General features: G+C 61.7%; 20 protein-coding genes. 12 read left to right on the forward strand and 8 right to left on the reverse strand.

All coding sequences use genetic code 11. The annotated features are described in order from the left end of the window. Positions 1–121: 121 nt before the first annotated feature. Entirely contained in the window at positions 122–1,798 is a 1,677-nt protein-coding gene (locus tag AC3IQ7_RS13570) for an electron transfer flavoprotein-ubiquinone oxidoreductase (RefSeq protein WP_175444538.1), read from the reverse strand. A gap of 251 nt (positions 1,799–2,049) precedes the next feature. Here AC3IQ7_RS13570 and AC3IQ7_RS13575 point away from each other — a divergent pair, with 251 nt between their 5' ends. Further along, positions 2,050–2,826 carry an SDR family oxidoreductase gene (locus AC3IQ7_RS13575; protein WP_034752351.1) on the forward strand — a complete coding sequence of 259 codons (777 nt, stop codon included), beginning with the start codon at positions 2,050–2,052 and terminating at the stop codon, positions 2,824–2,826. Positions 2,827–2,848: 22 nt separating this feature from the next. On the opposite strand, the gene AC3IQ7_RS13580 is transcribed toward AC3IQ7_RS13575, so the two are convergent. Beyond that, positions 2,849–3,415: a LuxR C-terminal-related transcriptional regulator gene (locus AC3IQ7_RS13580; protein WP_046684925.1), complete on the reverse strand. Its 567-nt coding sequence runs from the start codon at positions 3,413–3,415 to the stop codon at positions 2,849–2,851. Between the two features lie 147 nt (positions 3,416–3,562). On the opposite strand from AC3IQ7_RS13580, the gene AC3IQ7_RS13585 reads away from it, so the two are divergent. Both AC3IQ7_RS13585 and AC3IQ7_RS13590 read left to right on the forward strand, forming a co-directional pair. Next, entirely contained in the window at positions 3,563–4,264 is a 702-nt protein-coding gene (locus AC3IQ7_RS13585) for a CoA transferase subunit A (RefSeq protein ID WP_034784215.1), read from the forward strand. Between the two features lie 20 nt (positions 4,265–4,284). Then, complete coding sequence (locus AC3IQ7_RS13590; RefSeq protein WP_035818065.1) at positions 4,285–4,935, forward strand: CoA transferase subunit B; 651 nt, start codon at positions 4,285–4,287, stop codon at positions 4,933–4,935. Between the two features lie 52 nt (positions 4,936–4,987). Here the strand turns inward: AC3IQ7_RS13590 and AC3IQ7_RS13595 are convergent, their stop codons facing one another. Both AC3IQ7_RS13595 and AC3IQ7_RS13600 read right to left on the reverse strand, forming a co-directional pair. Continuing rightward, positions 4,988–5,398, reverse strand: coding sequence for a DoxX family protein (locus tag AC3IQ7_RS13595; RefSeq protein ID WP_489210092.1), 411 nt, complete (start codon positions 5,396–5,398; stop codon positions 4,988–4,990). 250 nt (positions 5,399–5,648) lie between these two features. Next, the gene (locus AC3IQ7_RS13600) at positions 5,649–6,986 is read right to left on the reverse strand and encodes a dicarboxylate/amino acid:cation symporter (RefSeq protein ID WP_489210094.1); all 1,338 of its coding nucleotides are present in this window, start codon (positions 6,984–6,986) and stop codon (positions 5,649–5,651) included. A 349-nt stretch (positions 6,987–7,335) separates the two neighbouring features. Here AC3IQ7_RS13600 and AC3IQ7_RS13605 point away from each other — a divergent pair, with 349 nt between their 5' ends. Genes AC3IQ7_RS13605 through AC3IQ7_RS13615 form a run of 3 tightly spaced genes read left to right on the forward strand, consistent with a single transcriptional unit; the run spans position 7,336 to position 10,906 of the window. Further along, complete coding sequence (locus AC3IQ7_RS13605) at positions 7,336–8,217, forward strand: alpha/beta fold hydrolase (protein ID WP_099379903.1); 882 nt, start codon at positions 7,336–7,338, stop codon at positions 8,215–8,217. Between the two features lie 46 nt (positions 8,218–8,263). Next, on the forward strand, positions 8,264–8,614 hold the full coding sequence (locus tag AC3IQ7_RS13610) for a RidA family protein (RefSeq protein ID WP_099379902.1): 351 nt from the start codon (positions 8,264–8,266) through the stop codon (positions 8,612–8,614). A 39-nt stretch (positions 8,615–8,653) separates the two neighbouring features. Continuing rightward, the gene (locus tag AC3IQ7_RS13615; RefSeq protein WP_099379901.1) at positions 8,654–10,906 is read left to right on the forward strand and encodes a RelA/SpoT family protein; all 2,253 of its coding nucleotides are present in this window, start codon (positions 8,654–8,656) and stop codon (positions 10,904–10,906) included. 80 nt (positions 10,907–10,986) lie between these two features. On the opposite strand, the gene AC3IQ7_RS13620 is transcribed toward AC3IQ7_RS13615, so the two are convergent. The 3 genes from AC3IQ7_RS13620 to AC3IQ7_RS13630 all read right to left on the reverse strand — a co-directional run bounded on the left by AC3IQ7_RS13620 (position 10,987) and on the right by AC3IQ7_RS13630 (position 13,597). Continuing rightward, positions 10,987–11,937: a cation diffusion facilitator family transporter gene (locus tag AC3IQ7_RS13620; RefSeq protein ID WP_099379900.1), complete on the reverse strand. Its 951-nt coding sequence runs from the start codon at positions 11,935–11,937 to the stop codon at positions 10,987–10,989. Between the two features lie 117 nt (positions 11,938–12,054). Continuing rightward, positions 12,055–12,930, reverse strand: a complete 876-nt coding sequence (locus AC3IQ7_RS13625; RefSeq protein ID WP_070279226.1) for a pirin family protein — start codon at positions 12,928–12,930, stop codon at positions 12,055–12,057. Positions 12,931–12,997: 67 nt separating this feature from the next. Continuing rightward, positions 12,998–13,597, reverse strand: coding sequence for an FMN-dependent NADH-azoreductase (locus AC3IQ7_RS13630; RefSeq protein WP_489210098.1), 600 nt, complete (start codon positions 13,595–13,597; stop codon positions 12,998–13,000). A 124-nt stretch (positions 13,598–13,721) separates the two neighbouring features. Here AC3IQ7_RS13630 and AC3IQ7_RS13635 point away from each other — a divergent pair, with 124 nt between their 5' ends. Next, positions 13,722–14,627: a LysR family transcriptional regulator gene (locus AC3IQ7_RS13635; protein WP_099379897.1), complete on the forward strand. Its 906-nt coding sequence runs from the start codon at positions 13,722–13,724 to the stop codon at positions 14,625–14,627. Positions 14,628–14,779: 152 nt separating this feature from the next. Here the strand turns inward: AC3IQ7_RS13635 and asd are convergent, their stop codons facing one another. Further along, positions 14,780–15,628 carry an archaetidylserine decarboxylase gene (gene asd / locus AC3IQ7_RS13640; protein ID WP_099379896.1) on the reverse strand — a complete coding sequence of 283 codons (849 nt, stop codon included), beginning with the start codon at positions 15,626–15,628 and terminating at the stop codon, positions 14,780–14,782. A 383-nt stretch (positions 15,629–16,011) separates the two neighbouring features. Between asd and AC3IQ7_RS13645 the strand changes: the two genes are divergently transcribed. The 5 genes from AC3IQ7_RS13645 to AC3IQ7_RS13665 all read left to right on the forward strand — a co-directional run bounded on the left by AC3IQ7_RS13645 (position 16,012) and on the right by AC3IQ7_RS13665 (position 22,244). Beyond that, positions 16,012–18,093 (forward strand): TonB-dependent receptor plug domain-containing protein, encoded by a 2,082-nt coding sequence (locus tag AC3IQ7_RS13645; protein ID WP_233516295.1) that lies wholly within the window; start codon positions 16,012–16,014, stop codon positions 18,091–18,093. 119 nt (positions 18,094–18,212) lie between these two features. Then, positions 18,213–19,451, forward strand: coding sequence for a DEAD/DEAH box helicase (locus AC3IQ7_RS13650; protein ID WP_034752386.1), 1,239 nt, complete (start codon positions 18,213–18,215; stop codon positions 19,449–19,451). A gap of 66 nt (positions 19,452–19,517) precedes the next feature. Next, positions 19,518–20,135 carry an LON peptidase substrate-binding domain-containing protein gene (locus AC3IQ7_RS13655; RefSeq protein ID WP_099379894.1) on the forward strand — a complete coding sequence of 206 codons (618 nt, stop codon included), beginning with the start codon at positions 19,518–19,520 and terminating at the stop codon, positions 20,133–20,135. Between the two features lie 142 nt (positions 20,136–20,277). Then, positions 20,278–21,021, forward strand: coding sequence for a DNA-binding protein (locus tag AC3IQ7_RS13660; RefSeq protein WP_046684938.1), 744 nt, complete (start codon positions 20,278–20,280; stop codon positions 21,019–21,021). A gap of 230 nt (positions 21,022–21,251) precedes the next feature. Then, positions 21,252–22,244, forward strand: a complete 993-nt coding sequence (locus tag AC3IQ7_RS13665) for a chemotaxis protein CheB (protein WP_489210101.1) — start codon at positions 21,252–21,254, stop codon at positions 22,242–22,244. The last annotated feature ends 43 nt before the right edge of the window (positions 22,245–22,287 follow it).

The raw sequence follows: 22,287 nt of genomic DNA on the forward strand, positions 1-22,287 counted from the left end.
TTGCTGTTGCAGTTAGTCCAAAGTGCGGGCAATTCTGATCCTTCTGACAAAAAACAGCGCACTGCCGGACGGGAGTGCGCTGTTCTGGCCGATTCTCAGCCGGTGCTGCGATGCCTTGCAGTTACATATTCGGATAGTTCGGCCCGCCGCCGCCTTCCGGTGTCACCCAGACGATGTTCTGCGTCGGGTCCTTGATGTCGCAGGTTTTACAGTGCACGCAGTTCTGTGCATTGATCTGCAGGCGTTCGGCGCCGTCGTCGTTCTTCACGAACTCGTACACGCCGGCGGGACAGTAACGCGCTTCCGGACCCGCATACGTGGCCAGGTTGACGTCGACGGGCACGCTGGCGTTCTTCAAGGTCAGGTGGATCGGCTGGTCTTCCGCGTGATTCGTGTTCGAAATGAACACGGACGACATCTTGTCGAAAGTCAGCTTGCCATCGGGTTTCGGATACACGATCTTCTTCGACTGGGCGGCCGGTTTCAGGCATTCGTGGTCGCCATGCGAGTGGTGCAGGGTCCACGGCGCCTTGCCGCGGAAGATCAGCTGGTCGATGCCCGTCATCAGGCTGCCCAGGTACAGGCCCTTCGACAGCCATGGCTTGACGTTGCGCGCCACGTGCAGCTCTTCATGCAGCCACGATTTCTCGAAAGCAACAGGATAGCTCGTCAGTTCGTCGTGCTGGCGCTGTTCGCCCAGCGCGCCGAAGGCTGCGTCCGCCGCCAGCATGCCGCTCTTGATGGCCGCGTGGCTGCCCTTGATGCGGCTCATGTTCAGGAAGCCCGCATCGCAGCCGATCAGCGCGCCGCCGGCAAACACCAGTTTCGGCAGCGATTGCAGGCCGCCGGCCGCGATCGCGCGCGCGCCGTACGAAATGCGCTTGCCGCCTTCGAAGAACTTGCGGATTTCAGGATGCGTTTTATAGCGCTGGAATTCCTCGTACGGCGACAGGTAAGGATTCTCGTAATTGAGGCCCACCACATAGCCGACCATCACCTGGTTGTTTTCCAGGTGGTACAGGAAGGAGCCGCCGTAGGTTTTCGTGTCCAGCGGCCAGCCGCTCGAGTGGATCACCAGGCCCGGCTTGTGCTGGGCCGGGTCGATTTCCCACAATTCCTTGATGCCGATGCCGTATGACTGGGGATCCTTGCCGGCGTTCAAGTCATACTTGGCCATCAATTGCTTGCCCAGGTGGCCGCGCGCGCCTTCGGCGAACAGGGTGTACTTGGCGTGCAATTCCATGCCCAGCTGGAAGTCGGGGCCCGGTTCGCCGTCGCGCTTGACGCCCATGTTGCCGGTTGCCACGCCTTTGACGGAGCCGTCGTCGTTGTAGAGGATTTCCGCGGCGGGGAAGCCGGGGAAGATTTCCACGCCCAGGTTTTCCGCCTGCTGGCCCATCCAGCGCACCACATTGCCCAGCGAGACGATGTAATTGCCGTGGTTTTCAAAGCAGGCCGGCACGGCGAAGCCTGGCGTTTTATATGCTTTCGTTTCGGTCAGGAACAGGATGCGGTCTTCCGTCACTTCCGTATTCAGGGGCGCGCCCAGTTCTTTCCAGTTCGGAATCAGCTCGGTCAGCGCTTTCGGGTCCATGATGGCGCCCGACAGGATATGCGCGCCCAGTTCGCCGCCTTTTTCCAGCACGCAGACGGACACTTCCTGGCTCTTTTCAGCGGCCAGCTGCTTCAGGCGGATCGCCGCGGCCAGGCCTGCGGGGCCACCGCCGACGATCACCACGTCATACTCCATGGTTTCGCGCGGTCCGTACTGTTCAACTAAGTTATTAGGCTGTGTCATGGTCTCGATTTATAGTCACTAAATGGGTGGGTGAGGAATCTTCGAAGAAATTTAAGCACGAGTGTGCTTGTTTTTGGCGAGGATTGCAACTTTGGCGCCATTTTGCGTGACATTGCCCCTCGCCGCAATCTAAATCCGGCCATTTTGTGTAATGATGGCGTTTACCTTTGCTCAAGTGCGGCGCAGGGTATTTTGCCCCTGCGCCATCGGCACGGCGTAAAGTGTTATCTAAAATAAAACAGGAGTAGCTCGTGGGCATAGAAGTCAATTTCGAGGGCAAGATTGCCCTGATTACCGGCGCATCGAGCGGCCTTGGCGCGCGCTTTGCGAAAGTGCTGGCCCAGGCTGGCGCACAGGTCGTGCTGGCGTCGCGCCGCACCGAGCGCCTGAAGGAGTTGCGCGCCGAAATCGAAGCCGATGGCGGTGCCGCGCACGTGGTCTCGCTCGACGTGACCGACTTCGCCAGCATCAAGTCGGCCATCGCGCACGCGGAAACGGAAGCGGGCCCCATCGATATCCTCGTCAACAATTCCGGTGTCTCCACCACGCAACGCCTGGTCGACGTGACGCCCGAAGATTACTCGTTCGTGATGGACACCAACCTGCGCGGATCGTTCTTCGTGGCCCAGCAAACGGCCAAGCGCATGATCGCGCGCGCCAAGGGCGACCCGAAAAAACAGCACCGCATCATCAATATCGCTTCGATGGCGGGCTTGCAGGTGCTGCCGCAGATCGGCGTGTACTGCATGAGCAAGGCGGGCATGGTGCACATGACGCGCGCCATGGCGGTGGAATGGGGAAAATATGGCATCAACACGAACGCCATCTGTCCCGGCTATATTTCCACGGAAATCAACGAAGATTACTTCGCCACCGAGCAGGGCAAGAAGCTGATCGAAATGCTGCCGAATAAACGTCCGGGCAAGCCGGAAGACCTCGACGGCCTGTTGCTGCTGCTGGCGGGCGAGGATTCGCACTTTATTAACGGCGCCATCATTTCCGCAGACGGCGGCATGAGTACCTTCTAAGGCGCCAGCCTGCGCTGCAGCCTTAGCGCTGCAGCTGCAGTCCCACCAGCTTGTGCACCAGCTCCGACGACGTCGAGGCGGCGAACTTGCGCATCAGCTTGGCGCGGTGCATTTCCACCGTGCGGGGGCTGAGGTCGATCTGGCGGGCGATGACCTTGCTGGTCTTGCCTTCCACCAGCAGGGCGGCGATTTCGCGCTCGCGCGGGGTCAGTTCCGCCGTCACGGGACGTTTCTCGCTGACATCCTCGAACGTCCAGATGCCCGGCCCCAGCGGTTCCTTCGGCAGCATGGCGTGGCCCGTGACGTGGCACCAGAACAATTCCCCATTACTGCGGCGCATGATGCGCTCGTCCGAATAGCGGCCTTTGGCGTTCATGATGGGGATGATGCGGTCACCCGTGCGCAGGAATTCGTCGTGCGTGGGGTAGAGTACTTCGAACGACTGGTCGTCCAGCTGGGCGCGCGCATAGCCGAACATGGCCGCCAGCGCTTCGTTGCAGCTGCGCATGATGCGGTTTTCCGACATGCACATGCCCACGGGCGCGTGCAGGAAGATACTTTCATAATCGATGGCTGACGCGGCGTTCATCTGATACGTATCACTCTCACAGGGGGATTGCTGGCACGGCGCCGGTAGTTCTACGGTATTGTACTTTCCACTCGCGTATTTTATGCTGAGTCGCTGCCTGAGTCATGGACTCAAGACCAAAGCTTAACAAAAGATAGAGGGACACCCATGAATAAAGTTTATCCTGACGCCGCCTCGGCGCTGGCCGGTATCGTCCAAGATGGCCAGACCATCGCCGTCGGCGGCTTCGGCCTGTGCGGCATTCCCGAAGCCCTGATCGGCGCCTTGCGCGATTCGGGCGTGACGGGCTTGACGGCCATTTCGAATAACGCCGGCGTGGACGGCTTCGGCCTGGGCCAGTTGCTGACCACGCGGCAGATCAAGAAAATGATCGCCTCCTACGTGGGCGAAAACAAGGAATTCGCGCGCCAGTACCTGGCGGGCGAGCTGGAACTGGAATTCACGCCGCAAGGCACCCTGGCCGAGAAACTGCGCGCCGGCGGCGCCGGCATTCCCGCCTTCTTCACCAAGACGGGCGTGGGCACCATCGTTGCCGACGGCAAGGAGCTGCGCGAATTCGACGGCGAGCAATACGTGATGGAACGCAGCCTCGTGGCCGACGTGTCGCTGGTCAAAGCCTACATGGCCGACCGCGCCGGCAATTTGGTCTACCGCAAGACGGCGCGCAATTTCAACCCGAACGTGGCCATGGCTGGCAAGATCACCATCGTCGAAGTGGAAAAACTGGTCGAAGTGGGCGAGATCGACCCGGACCAGGTCCACACGCCGAGCATCTTCGTGCACCGCATCGTGGTCAACGCGAACCCGGAAAAACGCATCGAGCAGCGCACCGTGCGCACTGAAGCATAAAGAAGAATACGGAGATAATCATGGCTTGGACGAGAGATGAAATGGCCGCACGCGCGGCAAAGGAATTGCAGGATGGCTTTTATGTGAACCTGGGCATCGGCTTGCCGACCCTGGTGGCGAATTATGTGCCGGAAAATATCGAAGTGTTCCTGCAGTCGGAAAACGGTTTATTGGGCATCGGCCCGTTCCCCACCGACGCGGAAGTCGATGCCGACCTGATCAACGCTGGCAAGCAGACGGTGACGGCCTTGCCCGGCGCCGCCTACTTCAGCTCGGCCGATTCCTTCGGCATGATCCGCGGCGGCAAGATCAACCTGGCCATCCTGGGCGCCATGCAAGTGTCGGAAAAGGGCGACCTGGCGAACTGGATGATTCCAGGCAAGATGGTCAAGGGCATGGGCGGCGCGATGGACCTCGTTGCCGGCGTCAAGCGCGTGGTCGTGCTGATGGAACACGTGGCCACGGCCAAGGATGGCACGACGTCGCACAAGTTGCTCAAGCAGTGCGACTTGCCGCTGACGGGCGTGGGCGTGGTCGACGTCATCATCAGCGACCTGGGCGTGATCGACGTGACGGAAAACGGCCTGAAGCTGGTGGAACTGGCGCCGGGCGTGACCAAGGAGCAGGTGCAGGCGGCCACGGGCGCTGAACTGGACGTCTCCGCCGTGTAAGCCAGGCGGATCGTCGTATGAAAGCAGGGCGGACAGCGGTGTCCGCCCTTTTTTATGCGCCAGCCTTGCCGCGCAAGCCGTCCAGGCTGTAGGCGCCAGCGCCCGCTACCGCAAAGTACAGGAAGGTGAAGCAATACATCACGGCCATTTCGCCGCCGTTCAGGATCGGCAGGAAGCCGGCGGGCGCATGCGCCATGAAGTAGGCGGCCGCCATCTGGCCCGACAGGATGAAGGCGACGGGGCGGGTGAACAGGCCAAGCAGCAGCAAGCTGCCGCCGACCAGCTCGATGACGCCGGCCGCGCCCATCACGGAAAACAGTTGCAGCCCGTCGAACATGGCCACATGCGGCGCGCCGAACAGCTTGGCCGTGCCGTGTTGCAGGAAGAGAAAGCCGAGGATGATGCGCAGCAGGCCCAGCAGGCGTGGGTTCCAGGTGGCGTAGAAGGCGGGCGAGAGGGACATGACGTACTCCATTCAAAAGTGAGGATGGTTCGGTGTCAGGCTTGCATTAACGCAATGTCATTATGCGCGAGCCAGGTGGCGAACAGGTGACAGTACTGTAATGGTTTTTCATTTATTGATCATCCTAGTAAATATTGATACATGATTTACTATTTGTTGATGATGCTGACAACAGTCTGCGCGCATGAAAAAAGCCCCGCAGAGTGATCTGCGGGGCTTTTCAGGAGGATGTCTCGCTGTAAGGTATTGCTTACTTGACGATATTCACGGTCGGTGCAACGTAGGCGTCGTCGGTCGGGTGGGTTGGATGGGCCAGCTCGCTATGCAGCTTGTCCATGTCCAGTTCTTTTTCCCATTTCGACACGACGATGGTGGCCACGCCGTTGCCCACAAAATTGGTCAGCGCGCGGCATTCGCTCATGAAGCGGTCGATACCGAGGATCAGCGCCATGCCGGCCACGGGAATCGTCGGCACCACGGCCAGGGTGGCAGCCAGAGTGATGAAGCCGGCGCCCGTGATGCCGGATGCGCCTTTCGAGGTCAGCATCGCCACGCCCAGGATGGTCAGTTCCTGCCAGATCGTCAGTTCCGTGTTCGTGGCTTGCGCAACGAACAGGGCCGCCATGGTCATGTAGATGTTGGTGCCGTCCAGGTTGAACGAGTAGCCGGTAGGCACGACCAGGCCGACGACTGGCTTGGAGCAACCCAGGCGCTCGAGTTTTTTCATCAGGGCCGGCAGGGCCGATTCCGACGAGCTGGTACCGAGCACGATCAGCAGTTCTTCCTTGATGTACAGCAAGAAGCGGCCGATGGAGAAGCCCGTGTACTTGGCGATCAGGCCCAGCACGACGAAGACGAACAGGAAGCAGGTCAGGTAGAACGAACCCATCAGTTTCGCCAGCGGGATCAGCGAAGCCAGACCGTATTTACCGATGGTAAAGGCCATCGCACCGAATGCGCCGATGGGAGCGACTTTCATGATGATGTTGACCATGCCGAAGATGGCATGCGACAGTTCGTCGATCAGCTTGGTGACCGGACGGCCGCGCTCGCCCAGCAGGGACAGCGAAAAGCCGAACAGGATGGCGATCAACAGTACTTGCAGGATGTCGCCCTTGGCGAAGGCGTCGACGAAGGTCTTCGGTATGATATTCATCAGGAAGTCGACGGTGGTCAAGCCTTCGGCGTGCGTGTATTGCGCGATGGACTTGGCATCGAGGTGGGCCGGATCGGCGTTGAAGCCGGCGCCCGGTTTGAGGATGTTAGCCACCAGCAAGCCGATGGCCAGCGCGAAGGTGGAGACCACTTCGAAGTACAGCAGCGCCTTGCCGCCCACGCGGCCGATTTTCTTCACGTCCTGCATGCCGGCGATGCCGGAGACCACGGTACAGAAGATCACCGGGGCGATGATCATCTTGATCAGTTTGATAAAGCCGTCGCCCAGCGGTTTCATGTCGACGGCGTTCGAGGGGTAGAACACCCCCAGCAGTACGCCAGCGACGATGGCGAACAGCACCTGGACGTACAGGATTTTATAGAATGGTTTTTTCACGAGTGGTCTCCTCTTGCGGGTTGATGCTGCGATCATCCGCCCATTGCCAGGCCGGCTCAATTGTGGATAACCGCAGATATGCATTTTCGCTATATCGGGTATTGCGCCATGGCGAACGTGCCGGCACTGTGCTGCGGCGCAGCATTTCAGGCGTGTGCTTGGAGCATTGCCCGCGCTGCGCTACACTGCCGTAGCGTCGCGCGCGAGGCAACCGGCAAATCGCCGGTTTCTTTATTTTTTACTACCAAATAACGACGCCGGATAAAACCGTAGCGAGCGGAAGGGAGTTGTGGCCGAGAAGCGCAACCGTACTTAAGTACGGTGAGCATCGCAGGCCGCAAACACCGACGCGCAGTAGGTTTTCTCCGGTGTTATAAGGAATCGCATGATCGAAGCGAGCATCAAGTCAGTGCAATGTATCTCCCCCGCAGGCTTGCACACCATGTCGTATAAAGAGTGGGGCGCGGCCGATAATCCGAACGTGCTCGTCTGCGCCCACGGCGTGACGCGCGTGGCGGACGACTTCGACAACCTGGCGCGCGCTATGGCCAGCGATTACCGCGTGATCTGCCCCGACGTGGTGGGGCGTGGGCGCTCGGGCTGGCTGGCCAACCCGCAGTTTTACCGCGTACCGCAATATGTGAGCGACATGGTGACCCTGCTGGCGCGCGTGCTGGCCAACGGCGAGCGCCAGACGGTGGACTGGTTCGGCACCTCGATGGGCGGCTTGATCGGCCTGGGCCTGGCATCATTGCCCAACAGCCCGATTAGCAAGCTAGTGCTGAACGATATCGGCCCGACGCTGGCGCCCGAAGCCTTGCAGCGCATCGGCGACTACATCGGCCAGGACCTGCGTTTCGAAACCTTCGAGCAGGGCGCCAGGTTTGTGCGCGACGTGTCCGCCAGCTTCGGCCCGCACACGGACGCGGAATGGCATAAACTGGCGGTGGATGTGTTGCGCCAGGATAAGGATGGCCACTGGCGCCGCCACTATGATATGGGACTGGCCATGCCGTTCCGCTCGGCCACGCCGGAATCGGCGGCCAGCGATGAAGCCATGCTGTGGGCCGCGTATGATGCCGTACGCTGCCCCACCTTGCTGGTGCGCGGCTCGGAATCCGATTTGCTGTCGCATGAAACGGCCACGCGCATGCTGGGCCGCGGCCCGAAGGCGGAGCTGGTGGAAATCGCCGGCGTAGGCCATGCGCCCACTTTCGTGCACGACGACCAGATCGCCATCGCGCGCAAGTTTTTGCTGGGCAAGTAATAATCAGTAACGCTGTACAGATTTTGAAACAACCGAAAGAAGAAGCATGGAAATTACACGACTGCACGTAGGCAAACGCCTCTCCGAAGTAGCCATTCACAACAACACCATCTACCTGGCTGGCCAGATCGCCGAAGACACCACGCAAGGCATCGTCGGCCAGACGCGCGAAGTGCTCGGCCACGTCGACCGTTTGCTGATGGAAGCGGGCAGCGACAAGACTTGCATCCTGTCGTGCCAGATCTACATCGCCGACATGAAGGATTTTCCCGGCATGAATGAAGTATGGGACGACTGGGTCGCGTCAAGCCACACGCCGCCGCGCGCCACGGTGGAAGCGAAGCTGGCCAATCCGGCTTGCCTGGTGGAAATCGTCATCATCGCTGCAGAGCGTTAAGTCATCAAGTTGTTGGGTTATTAAGTTTAAAGGTATCACATGGTTTCCATCTCGGCCCCGAATAGCGTCACCTCGGAACAACTGGTAGAGGGCTTGAGCGCGCCGGACAGCGCGCGCGTGCTGGACGCGTTCGCGTATGCCACCGAAGCATATGGCGACAAGCTGACCTTTGCCGGCCGCTCCGCGCTGGACTTCGCCGTCGGCGTGGCCACCACGCTGGCTTTCCTGCGCAGCGATGCGGAAACGCGCATCGCCGGCCTGATGTTCGAGCTGACCCTGCTGGAGCCGGATACGGCGGCCGATATCGAGCCCCGCTTCGGCAAGCAGGTGTGCGACCTGGCAACAGGCGTGCGCCAGCTGATCCGCTTGCGCGCGCTGACCCAGGCGCAGCACGGCAGCGCTGGCGGGCGCGGCAAGAATGCGGCGCAGCAAGCCGTGGCCCAGGTGGAAACCTTGCGCAAGATGTTGCTGGCGATGGCTTCCGACATGCGTGTCGTGCTGGTGCGCCTGGCTTCTTGCGTGACGACCTTGCGTTACTTTGCCGAACTAAAACTGTTCAATGAAATGACGCGCGAGTACGGCAAGGAAACCCTGGACCTGTACGCACCGCTGGCCAACCGCCTCGGCATCTGGCAGCTGAAGTGGGAGTTGGAAGACTTGTCGTTCCGCTTCATCGAGCCGGAAGCGTATAAACGCATCGCCAAGATGCTGGAAGAAAAGCGCATGATGCGCGAGGGCTTTGTTTCCTCGGCGATTTTGCGCCTGCAGACGGAACTGGCTTCGGCCGGTATCCAGGCGGAAGTATTTGGCCGCCCGAAACACATTTACAGCATCTGGAACAAGATGCGCGGCAAGGAACTCGATTTCACGGCCCTGTACGATGTGCGCGCCTTCCGCGTCATCGTTGCCGACGTGAAAACTTGCTACACGGTGCTGGGCGTGGTCCACAATATCTGGACCCCCATCCCGAAAGAATTCGACGATTACATTTCGCGGCCGAAACCGAACGGTTACCAGTCGCTGCACACGGTGGTGACGGCCGAGGATGGCCGGCCGCTGGAAGTGCAAATCCGCACGAATGAAATGCACAGCTTTGCCGAATACGGCGTGGCTGCGCACTGGCGCTACAAGGAAGAGGGCGGTTCGAATTTTGCCGGCCAGAAATACGACGAAAAGATCGCCTGGCTGCGCCAGTTGCTGGCCTGGAAAACGGAAGTGGCCGACGCCGTCGTGGGCCAGGAAGAAATCCAGCGCGAATGGGTGGAAAAACTCAAATCGGCCACCCTGGACGACCGCATCTTCGTCATGACGCCGCAAGCGCGCGTGCTGGAATTGCCCGTGGGCGCCACGCCCGTCGATTTTGCGTATCACCTGCACACGGACGTGGGCCACCGCTGCCGCGGTGCCAAGGTCGACGGCATCATGGTGCCCCTGAATACGCAACTGAAAAACGGCCAGACCTGCGAAATCATCACGGCCAAGGGCGCACCGGGCACGGCCGGGCCGTCGCGCGACTGGCTCAGCGCCGGCTACGCCGTCAGCACGCGCACGCGCTCGAAAATTCGTGCTTGGTTCCATGCCATCGACATGCAGGAAACCCTGGCCCATGGCCGCGCGCTGGTGGAAAAGTCCTTGCAGCGCGAAGGCAAGACAGCCGTCAACCTCGAAGCGCTGGCGCAAAAGCTGGGCTTTGCGAAAGTCGACGAGCTGTTCCTGTCGGTCGGCAAGGATGAATTCAGCCTGCGTCACGTGGAGCAGGCGCTGCACGACAATGGCGAAGTGGTGGTGCCGGAAGACGCCGTGCTGGTCGGCAAGAGCCGCGCATCCAGCGTGGAGCAGGGCGCCAAGTCGGGCGTGCTGGTGGTGGGCACCGAAGGCTTGATGACGGTGCTGGCCAAATGCTGCAAGCCGGCGCCGCCGGACAGCATCGTCGGCTTCGTCACGCGTGGCAAGGGCGTGTCGATCCACCGCGCCACGTGTAAAAACTTCGAGGAAATGCGCGCCAAGTCGCCCGAACGGGTGATCTTCACGGAATGGGGCAGCACGGGCGGACACGATACCGTGTATCCGGTCGATATCTTCATTCTGGCAGGCGACCGCCAGGGCTTGCTGCGCGACATCTCCGAAATCTTTTCGCGCGAAAAGATCAACGTGATTGGCGTCAACACCCAAAGCGCCAAGGGCCAGGCCCGCATGACCTTTACGGCCGAGATCAGCTCGACGGCGCAGTTGTTGAAGGCGCTGAATGTGATCAAGGATGTCAGTGGCGTGTTAGAGGCACGCAGAAGTTAGTGTATCTTGGGGTCAGACCCTCAAGCCCGCTAACGCAGAGCTCTGCGCTAACGTGGCCGGGGGTCTGACCCCAGTCCTTGCTAGTGGGTTTTGTCACCCTGATGCAACCCCGCCATCGCCGCCGTCTCAGGCTGCAGAGTAATATGGTCGATGCCATGCTTACTCAATAACATCTTCTTGATCGCCCGCAATACCTTCGGCCAATGGTCGAGGTGCTCGATTTCCACGTGGCCGATCAGGGCCGGCTGGCCGGGCGACATGTCCCACACATGCAGGTCGTGCACGGCAATCACGCCGTCCACTTGCTCCACGTCCGCGCCCACCTGAATGTAGTCGATATGCATGGGCACGCCTTCCATCAGGAAGTGGTACGACTCGCGCAGCACGCCGAACGTGGATTTCAGGATCAGCAGGGAGACCAGCACGGACAGCAGCGGGTCGATCTGCATCCAGCCCGTAAAGTAAATGACGGCGCCGGCGACGATGGCGGCGACCGAGCCGAGCAAGTCGCCCATCACATGCACGAGGGCGGCGCGCGTGTTGACGCTTTGCTTGTCTTTCGACAATACCCACGCCACCACCACGTTGATCGCCAGGCCGATAAAGGCGACGATGAAGACCATGCCGCCCTTGACGGGTTGCGGGGAGGAAAAGCGCAGCGCAGCTTCATAGCAGATCCAGCCCACCACGCACAGCATGGCCAGGCCGTTGACGAAGGCGGCCAGCGCTTCGGCGCGGCCAAAGCCGAACGAATGGCGCGGCGAGGGCGGGCGGCGCGCGATGAGCTGCGCCAGCAGTGCCAGGCCCAGCGCTGCCGCGTCCGTGACCATGTGGCCCGCGTCGGAAATCAGGGCCAGCGAATTGGACAGGAAGCCGGCCGCCACCTCGATGCCGGCAAACGACAGGGTCAGGCCCAGCGCCCACGCGAGGATGCTCTGGCTGCGTCCCTCGAACGAGTGGGTGTGCTTGGCGTCGCCTTTCAGGTGGGCGTGCAAATGGGTGGCGTCGTGTTCGGTGTGCGTCGGCTGCATGGAATGCTTTGTGGAATGATGTTGCCGTCAGTGTAATTGAAAAGCAACAACATAGTCGGCACGTAAAAAAACCTGCAGGCCCGGAGGCGCTGCAGGTTTTACCTGGAACAAACAATTTTACTGTACTGCCGTCTCGCCAAACTTACCTTCGCGGAAATCCTGCACGGCCTGGAATACTTCCGCCTGGGTATTCATGACAAACGGGCCATATTGCGCGATGGGTTCGTTCAAGGGCTGGCCGGCGACGAGGATTACGCGGCCGCCTTGCGGCGCCTCGATGCGCACGCCATCGCTGCCCGGCGTGTTGGCGAAGATCGCCATGCGCAGTGCGGGCACGGCCTTGCCGTCGACCTGCACTTCGCCACGGAAGGTGTAGATGAAAGCGTTATGGCCTGGCGGCAAGGGCTGCTCGAAGCTGCTGCCGGCCGGCAAGTCGATGTCGAGGTACAGCGGTTCCGTCAGCTCGCGCTGCACGGCGCCCGTCACGCCATGGCTTGCGCCGGCGATCACTTGCACGGCCACGCCCGCGTCCGTCGTGTAGCGGGGGATTTCACTGCTGGTGAAATCGCGGTACCACGGCGTGCGCATCTTGTCGCGCGCGGGCAGGTTCAACCACAGCTGAAAACCTTCCATGACGCCTTCTTCCTGCTCCGGCATTTCCGAGTGGATCACGCCGCTGCCGGCCGTCATCCATTGCACGCCGCCCGAGGTCAGCAAGCCTTCGTGGCCCGCGCTGTCCTTGTGGCGCATGCGCCCCGTGATCATGTACGACACGGTCTCGAAGCCGCGGTGCGGATGCTCGGGGAAGCCGGCGATATAGTCGTTCGGCTTGTCGCTGGCGAAATTGTCGAGCATCAAAAACGGGTCGAGACGGCGCTGCAGCTGCTGCGTCAGCACGCGGTTGATCTTCACGCCGGCACCATCCATGACGGCCTGGCCGGCGATCACGCGCTCGACGGCGCGTGGCTTGTTGACGGTGGTGATGTCGCTCATTGCTTTCTCCTCTAGGCCAGGACGGCGCCAGTGCGCCGCCCCTTTCACTGCTGGGATTACATCGGGATCACACCAGGATGGCGTTGATCTCGGCGTCCGCTTGCGCTTGCGCCTTGGCCACGGCTTCCGGGCCCATGCCCATGCCTTCCGAATACACGTATTGCACGTCGGTCAGGCCCAGGAAGCCGAACATGGTGTTCAGGTAAGGCACCTGGCTATCGTTGGCGCTGTCGCGGTGCAAGCCGCCGCGGGACAGGCCCACGTAGACTTTCTTGCCGGTCAGCAGGCCAACAGGGCCGTTTTCCGTGTACTTGAAGGTGACGTTGGCGCGGGCAATCGCGTCGAACCAGCTTTTCAGTTGCACGGTGATACCGAAGTTGTACATCGGCGCGCCGATGACGATCACGTCAGCCGCTTGCACTTGCGCAATCAGCGCGTCGTCCAGGGCGATGCGGGCCGCCTGCTCCGGCGTGCGCTTGTCCGCTGGCGTGAACAGCGCTTGCAGGGTCGGCTCGTCGAGCACGGGGTGTGGTGCGGCAGCCAAGTCGCGGCGGACGAGGGCGGCGCCAGGGTTGGCCGTTTGTACGCGGCTAGCGATGGCGTCAGCCAAACGGGTCGATGCGGAGCCGGTGCTGCGGGCGCTGGAATTGATTTGCAGGATGTTCATCTTGTTTCTCCGTTGTGAGGTGTCTTGCGATGGATGAACTATAGCAATTCCAAAATTGATGCGGAAGCCGTTAAAATGGATAACATTAATCCACTCATGGAACAATTGAGCGTAAAGGTAGCGTATGAATATCGATCCCGGAGATTTGCTGCTGTTCGCCCGCGTCGTCGAGTGCGGCAGTTTCAGTCGTGCCGCCGTGCGCGTGGACTTGCCCAAGTCGACCTTGTCGCGCCGCATCTCGCTGCTGGAAGCGAAATTGGGCGAACGGCTGTTGCTGCGCACCACGCGCAAGCTGGCGCTGACGGAGTTCGGCGCCAGCCTGCTCGAGCATGCGCGCAAGGTGGTGGAAGAAACGGAGGCGGCTGGCGCCCTGGCGCAGCACCGCCAGGCAGGACCCAGCGGCTTGCTGCGCATTTCCATGCCGGCCGATTTCGGTGACACCCTGATGCGTCAGGTGCTGGCCGAGTTCGTGCGCCGCTATCCCGCCATTTCTCTGGAACTGGACTTGTCGGCGCGCCGGGTGGATTTACTGGAAGAAAATTTCGACCTGGCCATCCGCATGGGCAATTTGCCCGATGACGCCAGCCTGGCCGCGCGCCGCGTGGCCTTCAGCACTCTGGCGCTGTATGCCTCGCCGCAATACACGAGCGTGCACGGCTTGCCCGAGCATCCCGACGATTTGTATGGCCACGATTTATTGAGCTTGCCACGGGCCGTACATGGCCTCGTGCATTGGACTTTGATCCGCGGCAAGACGACGTGGGAGCGCGATCTGCCCGTGCGCCTGCTGGCCAATTCGCCGGAATTGCTGGTGCGTATGGCCTGCACGGGCGTGGGCATTGCGGCCAGCACGGACCGCTTTGCCAAGCCGTATGTGGCGACGGGGGAATTGGTGCGCGTGCTGCCCGAGTGGAGTTTTCCGCTGGTCACGGGCTGGGCCGTGTTTCCCGGCCGGCGCTTGATGCCGGCCAAGACGCGCGCGTTTCTCGACCTAATGGAGGAAATGTACCAAACCGACGCGCCTGTTTAGTAACGGCTGTCAAAACCTACTGCGCGTCGTGATCTATGGCCTGCGATGCTCACTGTACCTTCGTACAGTTGCGCTTCTCGGCCACATCTCCCTTCCGCTCGCTACGGTTTTGTCAGGCGTTGACAGGTCAGTGGAGGGCGCGGAGCCTTGATCTATTTAGGCCGGTTGCCCATGACTTCGCCCAGCTGTACGGGGCCGGCTGGCTGCCAGCCGGCATTGAAATCGACTGTGCCTTTCGGGAACAGCATGACGACGGTGGAGCCGAGCAGGAAGCGGCCCAGCTCTTCGCCCTGTTTCAGCACGACATTGTCGTTCGCATAGCTCCAGTCGCGTATCTGGCCTGTGCGGGGTGGGTTGACGACGCCGTGCCAGACGGTGGCCATGCTGCCGACGATGGTGGCGCCTACCAGGGTCATGACGAAGGGACCGTTGGCCGTATCGAACACGCAGACGACGCGCTCGTTGCGGGCGAACAGGCCGGGAATGCCGCGCGCCGTCGTCGGGTTGACGGAGAACAATTCACCGGGAACATAAATCATGCGCGTCAGACGGCCATCGCAGGGCATGTGGATGCGGTGGTAGTCGCGCGGGCTCAGGTACAGATTGGCGAAGCTGCCGTGTTCGAACTGGGCCGCCAGGGCCGCATCGCCGCCGACCAGGGCCGTCGTGCTGAAGTTGTGGCCCTTGGCCTGGAAGATCTGGTCCTTGTCGATGCTGCCGAACTGGCTGATGCGTCCATCGACGGGGCAGACGTAGTCGGCCTGGGCCAGCGGACGGGCGTCCGGGCGCAGCGCGCGCGTGAAAAAGTCGTTGAAGCTCGTGTAGTGCGTGATGTCCGGGTCCAGCGCCTCATCCATGTTGACGTTGTAGCGGCCGACGAACCAGCGGATCAAACGCGTCGTCATGGCGCCGCCCTTGGCACCGGCGACACGGCCGGCAAAATTGGTCAGCGCTCCCTTGGGCAGCAGATATTGAGGCAAAACGGCAAGACGGTCAGACACGATGGGAAGCCTTTGACGGGGTGATGGGAACAATGGTGAAAACGCATTATAGCGGCGATGTGGCGCGCAATACTATGCGCCGTATGCAAGGGTGCGTATCGCAGCCGGCCGCCGAATTTAATTTGCCATAGGAAATATTTTCAGGAAACTGTGCCACTCGGAAAAAATTACAGCACAATACAGCGGCCTGTTTTTTAGCTTTTAGCCATTTTTATTCAGCCAACTTTTTTAGCCAGGTCATGATGCCACGCCGTTGCCTTCGCCTTACCGTCCTTTGTTCCGCTGTCCTGTTTGCCTGGAATGCCCAGGCCCAGCAATCCGAAACGCCAGCCTCTGAGCCCGCCGCTGCGCCGCTGAAGGCTGAAAAGCCCGCCGCGCCCGCGATGCAAACCGTGGAAGTCAAGGGCAGCGGCTATGATCCGCGCCGCGACGATACGGCCAGCAAGATGGTCGTGGGCAGCGAGGAAATCCTCAAGTATGGCGACACGAATGTCACCGATGTGCTCAAGCGCTTGCCCGGCATCACGGTTTCCGGCGCGGCCGGGCGCTCGGGCGGCGAAATCCGCATGCGCGGCCTGGGCAGCGGCTACACGCAGATATTGCTCAACGGCGAGCGGGCGCCGGCCGGTTTTTCGCTCGACACCCTGTCGCCGGACGTGATCGAACGCATCGAGATTTTGCATGCGGCCAGCGCCGAATACAGCACGCAGTCGATTGCCGGCACCATCAATGTGGTGCTCAAGAAAGCCGTGAAGACGGCGCAGCGCGAACTCAAGCTGGGCGTGCAGGGCAGCGACGTGAGCTTTTCGCCCAGCGTGAACGTGCAACTGTCCGACCGCGACGGCAACTTCTCGTATTCGCTGGCCGGCTCGCTGTTCCGCTACGACTACCATTACGACAATCCCGGACTGGAACTGGGCTATGCGCCCGATGGCCGGCAAAACCTGCTGCGTCGCACGAATGGCACGGGCGATGGCCGCCCGGAAGGCATCAATCTGTCGCCGCGCCTGAATTGGGTGCTGGTCAACGGCGATAATGTGACGGCGCAATTCTTCTTCAATGGCGGGCGCTCGAATCACCGCAATTTCAGCCGCGCGGAAACAGAACAGGGCTTGCGCCCCGATTACGACACCAATACGGGCAGCTCCAGCAACCACAATGCCTTCGGCCGCAGCGACCTGACGTGGATGCACAAGCTGGCCGGCGGCGCCCGGCTGGAATTGAAAATCGGTGCCTCGGCCGCCCGCAATACGTCCGACAGCCTGCAGCAAGGCTTTGTCGATGGCAGCGGCCTGGCGCTCGACCGCAAGGTGGGCGTGAAGGCGACGGAAAACGGCGTCAGTTCCACCGGCAAGTACTCCACGCCCTTGCTGCCCGGCCACGCCCTGTCGATGGGCTGGGATGGCGCCTACACGGAGCGCGAGGAAACGCGCCGGCAGCGCGAAGCGGCACTGTCTGCCCTGGGTGCGCGCCCGCCCGTCGACAGCGACGAAGGTTTCGACGCCACCATCAAGCGCCTGGCCCTGTTTGTGCAGGACGACTGGGAAATCACGCCGCGCTGGTCGATGTATGCGGGCGTGCGCTGGGAGGGCATCGACACGCGCAGCGCAGGCAACACTTATGATGAAGTGCAGCAGCGCACCAGCGTGTGGAGTCCGCTGTTGCAAACCCTGTGGAAGTTGCCTGATACCAAGGGCGACCAGGTACGTCTGGCCCTGACGCGCACCTACAAGGCGCAACCCACGGCAAGCCTGATTCCGCGTCGTAATACCTCGACCAACAATAGTCAGACGGACCCCGACCGTGAAGGCAATCCTTACCTGAAACCGGAGCTGGCGCTGGGCATCGATGCCTCGTACGAGCACTACTGGGCCGAAGGCGCCTTGCTCAGCGCGCGCGCCTCGGCCCGCCGCATCGATGGCTACACGCGCCAGGGCTTGCTGTTCATCAATGATCGCTGGGTCTCCACGCCCGTCAATGATGGCCGCGCGAATACTCAGACACTGGAACTGGAAGCGAAGTTCCCGCTGCGTGCCGTGCTGGCGGCGCCCGTGCCGGCCATCGACCTGCGCGCCAGCGTCAGCCGCAACTGGTCGCAGGTGGAGCAGGTGCCGGGGCCAAACAACCGGCTCGACCAGCAAACCCCCGTCAGCGGCAACTTCGGTCTCGATTACAAGACGCCGGATGGTGTGCTGACGACGGGTGGCAGCTTCAACTTCCGCAATGGCGGCCCCGTGCGCATCACCGAGCGCCAGAGCGCCTATACGTCGCCGCGGCGCGACCTCGACCTTTATGCGCTGTGGAAATTCGATGCGAAGAACCAGTTGCGCCTGGCCGTGTCGAACTTGCTGGCGCAAGACTTCGAAAGCACCACCACGTATGCGGACGCCAGCGGCACGATAGCCCGCAACAGCATTTCACCGAGTTCGCCGCAGGCGCGCGCGACCCTGGAAATGAAGTTCTGATCGCGACGTTCTCATACTGAAAACCCCGGCCGGCATCCCCGCTGGCCTATAATCTCGGCAATTGCGCGCGCGGCCCGTCCGTGCGCGCCACCTTTTCCTTTGCCAAGATTGCTTTCCCCATGACGTTTTCCTCCCTCGGCCTGATCGATCCCCTGGTCCGCAAACTCGATGAGCTCGGCTATGCCAAGCCCACGCCCGTGCAGGCGCAAGCGATTCCTGCCGTGCTCGCCGGGCGCGACCTGATGGCCGCCGCCCAGACGGGCACGGGCAAGACGGCCGGCTTTGCCGTGCCGCTGCTGCAGCGCCTGACTTTGGAAGGCGTGGTGGCGCCGCAGTGCGTGCGCGTGCTGGTGCTCGTGCCCACGCGCGAACTGGCCGAGCAAGTCTATGCCAGCTTCCGCAGCTATGGCGGCAACTTGCCGCTGCGCAGCTTTGTCGCGTATGGCGGCGTGCCCATCGAGCCGCAGATCAGCAAACTGCGCAAGGGCCTCGACGTGCTGGTGGCCACGCCGGGCCGCTTGCTGGATTTGCAGACGCAGGGCGCCGTCAAGTTCGAGCAAGTGCAAACCCTGGTGCTGGACGAGGCGGACCGCATGCTGGACCTGGGCTTCGAGCGCGAGCTCGATATATTGCTGATGACTATGCCCAAGCAGCGCCAGACCCTGCTGTTCTCGGCCACCTTCTCGGACGCCATCCGCGCCATGGCGAAAACCATGCTGAAGGACCCCGTCTCGGTAGAAGTGAGCGCGCGCAACAGCACGGTCAAGGCCGTGAAACAATCGGTGATCGTGTGCGACAAGAAACGCAAGCCGGAACTCTTTTTGCACTTGCTGAAGAAAAAGCGCTGGGGCCAGGTCCTGGTCTTCGTCAAGACGCGCAAGGGTGTCGAGCTGCTGGTGAACACTTTGCTGGAGCAGGGCGTGCGCGCCGATTCGATTCACGGCGACAAGACCCAGCCGAACCGTTTGCGCGCGCTGGCCCGCTTCAAATCGGCCGAGGTGCAGGTGCTGGTGGCCACCGACGTGGCTGCCCGCGGCCTCGATATCGATCAATTGCCCGTCGTCGTCAATTTCGACTTGCCCACCGTGGCGGAAGATTATATCCACCGCATCGGCCGCACGGGCCGCGCGGGCGCTTCGGGCGAAGCGATCTCGCTCGTTTGCGCCGATGAGGTGGAGTTGCTGTCGGCTGTGGAAGCGCTGACCCGGCAAACCCTGAAACGCAACGAGGAGCCCGGTTTCGAGGCCGAGCACCGTGTGCCGGGCACGTCCGCCGGCGGCACCATCCAGAAGAAGGCCGTGAAAGTGCTGGCGCCGAAGGCGGCGGAGCGGGCCAAGAAAAGGCGCTTCTACAAATAATCGGCGCAGTTAAGCTGACAAGGCAAGGCGCGCAGCACGGATATGCCATTCGTGCCATCATGCGCTATGACCTCGATACCTTTGTTCCCGCTCAATACGGTGCTGTATCCCGATGGCTATCTGCCCCTGCAGATCTTCGAGGTACGCTATCTGGACATGATACGCAAATGCATCATGGGCGAGCAGCCGTTTGGCGTGGTGCAACTGCTGGACGGCGGGGAAGTGCGCAAGCCGGGCCAGCAGGAAACGCTCGCGCCCGTGGGCACCCTGGCGCGTGTAATCGACTGGGCCGCGCCCCTGTCCGGCTTGCTGCAAATCAAATGCATGGGCATGCAGCGCTTTCATATCGTCTCCAGCGAACAGCTGAAGCACGGCTTGTGGATGGCGCAGATCGAAACCTTGCCGCCCGATAAAACCATCCCCATTCCGCAAGAGCAGCAGAACGTGGCCGACGCGCTCGGCGCCCTGATCCGCACCTTGCAGGAGCAAAAGATCCCGCCTGACCAAATGCCCCTGCAGCCGCCGTACCGGCTCGACGAGTGCGGCTGGGTGGCGAACCGCTGGTGCGAGCTGCTGTCCCTGAGCGCCATGCAAAAACAACTATTGCTGAGTCAAGACAATCCCGTGCTGCGCCTGGAACTGGTGCAGGATATGCTCACGGAAAATGGCCTGCTCGAAGAGTAAAACGTCCCAGGCCGCATGCTTGCACAACATTTCGTTGTGCAATTGCAATTTCTATTGAGAAATACTTTACGCTTTGCCGCCGCTGGCATAAGATAATGCCCCTGGGCAAGATTGCCCTGGGCAACATTCAAGAGCAGACGACATGGCAAAAGTAAGCGCGGAACAGATCAATGCGGCAATGGAAGCGATGGCGGGCGAAGGCCAGGCCATCACGGTGCGCGCCTTGCGCGAACGGCTGGGCAACGGCGCCTGCCTGGGCACCATCAGCAAGCTCTTGCAGCGCCGCAAGGCCGGTGCGCAGCGCCAGATCGCTGCCGCCGCCGAACTGTCGCCCGTGCTGCAGCAAGCCATCCTCGATTATGTAGGACAGGAGTTAAGCGCCAGCCACAGCGCGCATGAAGCCGAGATGAACGACAATCAACAGGAATTGATGGACCTGGCCAGCGAGAACGAGCGCCAGCAAGAGTTGCTCGACCTGCAGGCCGGCGAGCTGGAAACCTTGCGCGAGGAACTTGAACGCGAGCGGCAAGTGGCGAACCAGGCCCGTACGGACCTGGCCAAGGCGCAGCTGCGCCTGGAAGGCTTGCCGCGCCTGGAAGAGGCGGCCGAGCAGGCACGCATGGACCTGGCCAAGGCGCAATTCAAGCTCGAAGGCATCCCCCGCCTGGAAGAGGCTGCCGAAGCGGCGCGCGCCGAACTGATCCAAGCCCAGCTGAAGCTGGAAAGCCTGACGCGCGTGGAAACGGAACTGGCCGCCGCGCGCCTGGAACTGGAAGCGGAGCGCGAAGAGCTGGGCGAAACGCGCGCCGAGCTCGATGAAGAGCGCACCTTGCGCATCAAGGCGCAGCAGTTCATCGTCGATCCGATCTTCAAGACGCCTGTCTGAGGACGCCTGACTAAACCTACTACGCGTCGGTATAGGCGGCCTGCGATGCTCACCGTACTTTAGTACGGTTGCGCTTCTCGGCCACCTCTCCCTTCCGCTCGCTACGGTTTCGTCAGGTGTCGTTACGTCTCTGTTCTGACCTAACGCTGCGTACAGTGTTAGCCGGCGCACTGAATCTTGTTATTAGGCGCGGCAAAATAGTTCAGTGATCCAGGCGCGAAAGGGCCGGCATGGAAACGCTGATCGTCATGGGTGCCTCGGTGGGCGGCGTGAGCGCACTGTCCACCATCTTCTCCGCCTTGCCGGCGAACCTGCCCGCGGCAATCCTGGTCGTCATGCATGTGGGCGCGCGCAATAGCGTGTTGCCCGAGATTCTAGGCAAAACCTCCGCCTTGCCCGTGCGCTTTGCCGAAGAGCGCGAACCCGTGCGCGCGGGGCGCATCCTGCTGGCGCCGCCGGATCGGCACATGCTCGTTGCCAACCTGGCTGGCCAGGCAACGGTCGAGCTGACCCGGGGACCCAAGGAAAACCATACGCGTCCCGCCATCGATCCCCTGTTTCGCAGTGCCGCCGCAGCTTTCGGCCCGAAGGTGGTGGGCGTCATCCTCAGCGGTTACCTCGACGATGGTACGGCAGGCTTGCAGGCCATCAAGGCCTGCGGTGGCAAGGCGCTGGTGCAGGAGCCGCAGGATGCGGTGGCGCCGTCGATGCCGCAAAGCGCAATCGACCACGCCGAGGTGGACTGGCGCCTGCCGTGCGCCGAGATCGGCCCGGCCCTGCTGGCGCTGGCCAGCGGCACGCCAGCGCCGGCCAGCGCCGCGCAGCCTTTGCCGCCCGCGCCGTCGTGGATCGCCGTGGAAAACCGTTTTGCCCGGGGAGTGGGAAATATGGAGCAACTGGAAAAAATTGCCACGCCATCGACTTTCACCTGTCCCGAATGCCAGGGCACCCTGTGGGAGCTGCATGCTCAGCAGCCGCAGCGTTTTCGCTGCCATACGGGCCACAGTTTCACGGCGCGGATGCTCGGTGAGTTGCAGCATGACAAGGCGGAAAACGCTATGTGGGCCGCCGTCAGGGCGCTGCAGGAAAAGGAAAAGCTGTACCTGAACCTGGCCGCCAAGGCTCAGGCCTGGCTGCATCCGGGTACGGCCTGCGAATATGCCGCCAAGGCGCGCCAGGCGGGCGAGCAGGCCGATATGCTGAAACGGGCCTTGCTGGCTTAAAATAGCGTACGGTCGCGCCATGCCGCGCGACGCCCGATCGCAA

This window comes from Janthinobacterium sp. GL_088 (genome assembly GCF_057837845.1).